Source organism: Ectopseudomonas oleovorans, from assembly GCF_003052605.1.
Taxonomy (GTDB): domain Bacteria; phylum Pseudomonadota; class Gammaproteobacteria; order Pseudomonadales; family Pseudomonadaceae; genus Aquipseudomonas; species Aquipseudomonas oleovorans_A.
The window spans coordinates 1-4776 of sequence record NZ_QASO01000015.1; the positions used below are offsets into that span (position 1 = coordinate 1).

The window sequence follows — 4776 nt, forward strand, 5'->3', positions numbered from 1 at the left end:
CACGAACAGCACCGGGTTGAACACCTCCACCTTGATGTCCAGCTCGACCAGCGCGGCCAGTCCATTGATGGATTTGCGGAAGTCGACGGGCTTTGGGTAGAGATAGACCTTCTGCACTTTGGCGTCGGGACGCATCATGACGGAACTCCACGGGAAAATAGGGAGCCCAGCATCCGGGATACGGAGAGGTCAGTTGAAGATGGGGTCTATGGAGCGCATACAAAGCTTCCGCGCTCAATTGGGTCTGCAAACCCGTCCACTTGCCGAAACCGCCCTGCCCTGAAACGCAAACGGCGCGCCGTGAACAATCACGCCGCGCCGTTTCCTGGCCCGAAATTAACGCCCGGCCTTGGCCTGCTCGTACAGCGGCATGACCTTGGGGATCGCCGCCTGCAGTGAGGCGATCCGGCTGCTGGACGACGGGTGGGTACTCATGAACTCGGGCGGTGCACCACCACCGGCGGCCTCCATCTTCTGCCACAGGCTGATGGCTGCATTGGGGTCATAGCCTGCACGAGCTGCCAGCTCCAGGCCAATCAGGTCGGCCTCGTTCTCGTTACTGCGGCTGTTGGGCAAGGTCAGGCTGTACTGCACCACGGCGTCGGCCAGGGCCAGGCCGCTCTCGCCGAGACCGAGCAGGGCGCCGGCTCCCTGCTTGGCCATCTCGATGCCATAGGCCCTGGACATCGCCTCGCGGCTGTGCTCACGCAGTGCATGCGCCATCTCGTGGCCCATGATCGCGGCGATCTCGTCATCGGTCAGCTTCAGCTTCTCGATGATGCCACTGTAGAAAATGATCTTGCCGCCCGGCCCACAGTTGGCATTGAGCTCCGGGCTCTTGATCAGGTTGACCTCCCACTGCCAGTTGGCGGCATCCGGGCGAAAACGCGGTGCCTGCGGAATCAGTCGCCCGGCAATGGTCTGCAGACGCTTGGCATTGGCACTGGTCTTGTCCAGCACACCCTTGCTCGATGCTTCGCTCAACGTCTGCTGATAGGACTGCGCGTACATCTGGTTGACCTGCTCGGCCGACAGCATGCTGAACATGTACTGCTTGCGCTCCACGCCCACCGCACCGCCGCTGGTGGTGTTGACGGCCTGACAACCGGCCAGCACCAGTGCTGCAGCCAGGCCACTCAGGTAAAAAGCCTTACTCATCGAGCCATCTCCTAGAATCGGAATCACTATGCTAGGCCTCGCCCCCGGTCCGGGCAACCACAGCGGTTGCGCATCTCTGGCACGCTTTTTCCCGCTGAAAGCGTCATCGACCATGCCGTTTGCGCCAAGCGATTAAAGTTACGCTGCGCCCTTGCCGCTATCCCTTGGTGGACACATTGAGCCGGGGAGCCCCCATGAAGTTCCGATCCATCCAGTTTTCCGTTGCCTTTCTCGCCGGAGCGAGCGTACTGGCCGTGGTGGTTGCGCTGGTACTCTACGCCCTGTTCGCCAATGGGCGAACCCAGCAGGTGGTGCAAGAAAACACCCGCGGCCTGCTGCAGCAGGTCATCGAACAGCGCCTGGTAGCGCTCGCCGAGGCCCAGGTCGGTCGGTTGCAGCGGCAGTTCGAGGCGCCCATGACCCTGGCCAAGTCCGTGGCCACGCTGAACGCGCGAATGGCTCCGGGCAATGAAAGGCTGCAGCTGAGCCGCGAGGAGCTGTCCTCGCTGCTGGTCAGCTATCTGCAGGACAACCCCGACTTGCTGGACTTCTTCATCGGCTGGGAGCCCAACGCCTTCGACCAGGACGACGCAAACTACGCCGGACGCGAGGCCGAGGGCTACGACCAGACCGGACGTTTCATGCCCTGGTGGTACCGCGAGGGCGGCGCCTTCAAGGTACTGCCGCTGACCGCCGAACAGATGGAGAGCGAGAAGCGCCTGCCGACCGGCGTGCGCGAGGGCGAGTACTACCTGTGCCCGAAACAGAGCAAGCAGCCCTGCGTCATCGATCCGGCCGCCTATGATTTCGGTGGCAAGCAGGTACTGGTGTCCTCCTTCAACGCGCCCATCGTGGTCGACGGGCGCTTCCTCGGCGCGGTGGGCAACGACCTGGCGCTGGATTTCATCCAGGGCCTGCTGGAGCAGGTCAAGGGCGAACTATATGGCGGGGCCGGCGAACTGGCGCTGGTGGCCGCCAACGGCACCCTGATTGCCGCAACCCAGGACGCCGCGCTGATCAGCCAACCGGCTTCGCGGGTGCTGCCGGAGGACCTGCTGCAGGCGCTCAAAGGCGGCGACAACCACCCCATCGTGCGTCACAACGAGGCCCAGCAGCTGTTCGAGCTACTCTACCCCTTCCAGGTCGCCGGCACCTCGACGCGCTGGACCCTGGCCATCGCCCTGCCCACCTCGGCGGTGTTCGCCGAACTGCAGCAGTTGCAGTCCGACCTCGCCGCACAGGCGCACGAGGACACCCTCGGCATGGCCCTGGTGGGTCTGCTGATTGCCGGCCTCGGGCTGCTGGTGGTCTGGCTGGTCGGCTACGGCATCGCCCGCCCGCTGCGGCAGATGGTCGGCATGCTCGACAATATTGCCAAGGGCGAAGGCGACCTCACCGTACGCCTGCAGGTCGATCGCAAGGACGAACTGGGGCAGATCGCGGCGGGCTTCAACGCCTTCCTGGCCAAACTGCAAAGCATGATCGCCGCCGTGGTCACGTCGGTGCAGCAGGTCAGCGACTCCTCGGAGCACACGGCGGACATCGCCATTCGCACCAACCAGGGCGTGCAGAAGCAACTGGCCGAGATCGAGCTGGTCGCCACCGCCGTGCACGAAATGACCGCCACCGCCCAGGACGTCGCGCGCAACGCCACCCATGCCGCCGAAGCCGCCAACCACGCCGACCAGGCGGCCAATCAGGGCAAGCAGGTGGTGCAGGAAACCTCGGCGGCCATCGCCGCACTGGCCAGCGAGATCGGCCGCGCCGTGGGCGTGGTACAGAACCTGGCCAAGGACAGCGAGAACATCAACGCCATCCTCGTCGCCATACGCGGCATTGCCGAGCAGACCAACCTGCTCGCCCTCAATGCCGCCATCGAGGCAGCCCGCGCCGGCGAGCAAGGCCGTGGTTTCGCCGTGGTTGCTGACGAGGTACGCAACCTGGCGCAGAAGACCCAGCAAGCCACCGAAGAAATCCAGAACATGATCCAGCAACTGCAGCAGGGCACCCGCGAAGTGGTCAAGGTGATGGAGCAGAGCCAGAGCAAGACCGACGACAGCGTGGAGCACGCCAACCAGGCCGCTCAATCGCTGGAGTCCATCACCCAGGCGGTGTCGGTGATAAACGACATGAACACGCAGATCGCCAGCGCTGCCGAGGAACAGAGCGCGGTAGCCGAAGACATCAACCGCAACGTCACCAATATCGGCCAGGTCGCCAACGAGGTGGCCAGCGGTGCCGACGAAGCCAGCCAGGCCAGCGCCCAACTGACCAAGCTGGCCGAACAGCAACACAGGCTGATCAACCAGTTCAAGGTCTAAGGGACTTCATCAGGTAGGGTGCGCTGCGTGCACAGGTTCTTGGCCAGCCGCGGTGCGCACAGCGTGGGCGGCCCCGCGACACCCAAGGGAGGCTCAAGCTGGCGTCAGACACTCCGGCGCATCCAGCTTCGGGTCGTTAACCAACGTCGCCAGGGCGCGCTCACGCAGCGCGACCTGCGGCTTGGCCAGCAATGCGGCCAACTGCTCAGGTGACGTATCGTTGCTCAGCCACAGCGCCTGTTCATGCTCGTTAAGAATCAACGGGCGGCGCAGCGTGGCGGCCGCCTGAGTGATCAGCGCCACGCTCAGGTACTCCTGCCCGCCCACCGGATAAAGCTCCCACAACGCCGCGAAATACATCAGCGGCTCACCGTTGCTCATCCAGTAAGGCCGCTTGCGCGCGCCCCCGCGCCATTCATAGAAACCGTTGGCCGGCAGCAGCGCGCGGCGCTGGCGAAAGGGCTCACGGAACATCGGCTGCTCGGCCAGGGTTTCGGCGCGGGCATGGGCCGGGGTCTTGGACAGATCCTTGAGCCAGGCCGGCGTCAGCCCCCAACGCGCCGCGGCCGCTTGCGGCCCTTGCTCGCCAGCACGCAACATCAGCACCCGACCGTTGGGCGCCAGGTTCCAGTGCGGCTTCTGGTCAGCGGGAAAGCCGGGCAACGCCGCAAAAGCGGGCGACCAGCGGAACAGGGCATAACGTCCGCACATGAAACGACTCGACAGGCAGGGGGCGCGTCAACAGAGCAACACGCCCTGAAAGGACTCTGGCTCATCGCCAGGCACAGGTTGCGCCGCATTGTACTCAGCGATCAGCGTCCGTGCCCGCTCGACGTACGGCTCAGCGACGACCAAACCAAGCAGGCCGCACGCCGGTAACTCCCCCACCGCACCGACCAGATGCTGACCGAGCAGGTGCGCCTCGACGCCCTCACTGGCCAGCATGTCCACCAGCATCTGCCCTTCCAGCAGGTTTTCCGGTTCGTAGATTCGTTGCATCAGTCGTTCTCCCCGCGAACGTCCAATTCCCACACGGTGCCGTCCGTACGCAGCTCGAACTCGATCGGCCGGTAGCATACCGGACAGTCTTCGATGTAGGACTGATCACCACCCGACAGATCCAGCAGCGCCTCGGCCGACTCACCGCAATAGCAGGCTGTTGAAAACTACCTGCGTTGCCATTGCTGCGTTAAAAACATCCTCAAAATACTCACTTACAACACGTAAACTACGCTTTTTCGGCTGTTTTTGCGGGGCCGCCATCGGTATTGCACTGGCTGCCTCGCCTACGTTTTTC

At 63.9% G+C, this 4776-nt stretch carries 5 protein-coding genes and 1 pseudogene; 1 reads left to right on the forward strand and 5 read right to left on the reverse strand.

From position 1 onward, the window contains the following. Window positions 1-138, reverse strand: a 138-nt coding sequence (gene tnpB, locus DBO86_RS27020; protein WP_341865931.1) for an IS66 family insertion sequence element accessory protein TnpB, incomplete at its 3' end; no start/stop codon positions are given. 198 nt (window positions 139-336) lie between these two features. Then, entirely contained in the window at window positions 337-1158 is an 822-nt protein-coding gene (locus DBO86_RS02795) for a M48 family metallopeptidase (protein ID WP_108232925.1), read from the reverse strand. 194 nt (window positions 1159-1352) lie between these two features. Between DBO86_RS02795 and DBO86_RS02800 the strand changes: the two genes are divergently transcribed. Then, window positions 1353-3479, forward strand: a complete 2127-nt coding sequence (locus tag DBO86_RS02800) for a methyl-accepting chemotaxis protein (protein WP_108232926.1) — start codon at window positions 1353-1355, stop codon at window positions 3477-3479. 93 nt (window positions 3480-3572) lie between these two features. On the opposite strand, the gene DBO86_RS02805 is transcribed toward DBO86_RS02800, so the two are convergent. The 3 genes and pseudogenes from DBO86_RS02805 to DBO86_RS02815 form a co-directional block, all read right to left on the reverse strand. Beyond that, the gene (locus tag DBO86_RS02805) at window positions 3573-4190 is read right to left on the reverse strand and encodes an SOS response-associated peptidase (RefSeq protein ID WP_108232927.1); all 618 of its coding nucleotides are present in this window, start codon (window positions 4188-4190) and stop codon (window positions 3573-3575) included. Window positions 4191-4217: 27 nt separating this feature from the next. Continuing rightward, window positions 4218-4478: a putative signal transducing protein gene (locus DBO86_RS02810; RefSeq protein ID WP_108232928.1), complete on the reverse strand. Its 261-nt coding sequence runs from the start codon at window positions 4476-4478 to the stop codon at window positions 4218-4220. Next, a pseudogene (locus DBO86_RS02815) lies at window positions 4478-4630 on the reverse strand (CPXCG motif-containing cysteine-rich protein); the annotation flags it as partial. The pseudogene DBO86_RS02815 and the gene DBO86_RS02810, both read right to left, overlap by 1 nt. Between the last annotated feature and the right edge of the window lie 146 nt (window positions 4631-4776).

Coding starts and splice junctions, on each gene's coding strand:
- DBO86_RS02795 (WP_108232925.1), bottom strand. CDS start 1,158: ATGAGTAAGGCTTTTTACCTGAGTGGCCTGGCTGCAGCACTGGTGCTG.
- DBO86_RS02810 (WP_108232928.1), bottom strand. CDS start 4,478: ATGCAACGAATCTACGAACCGGAAAACCTGCTGGAAGGGCAGATGCTG.
- DBO86_RS02800 (WP_108232926.1), top strand. CDS start 1,353: ATGAAGTTCCGATCCATCCAGTTTTCCGTTGCCTTTCTCGCCGGAGCG.
- DBO86_RS02805 (WP_108232927.1), bottom strand. CDS start 4,190: ATGTGCGGACGTTATGCCCTGTTCCGCTGGTCGCCCGCTTTTGCGGCG.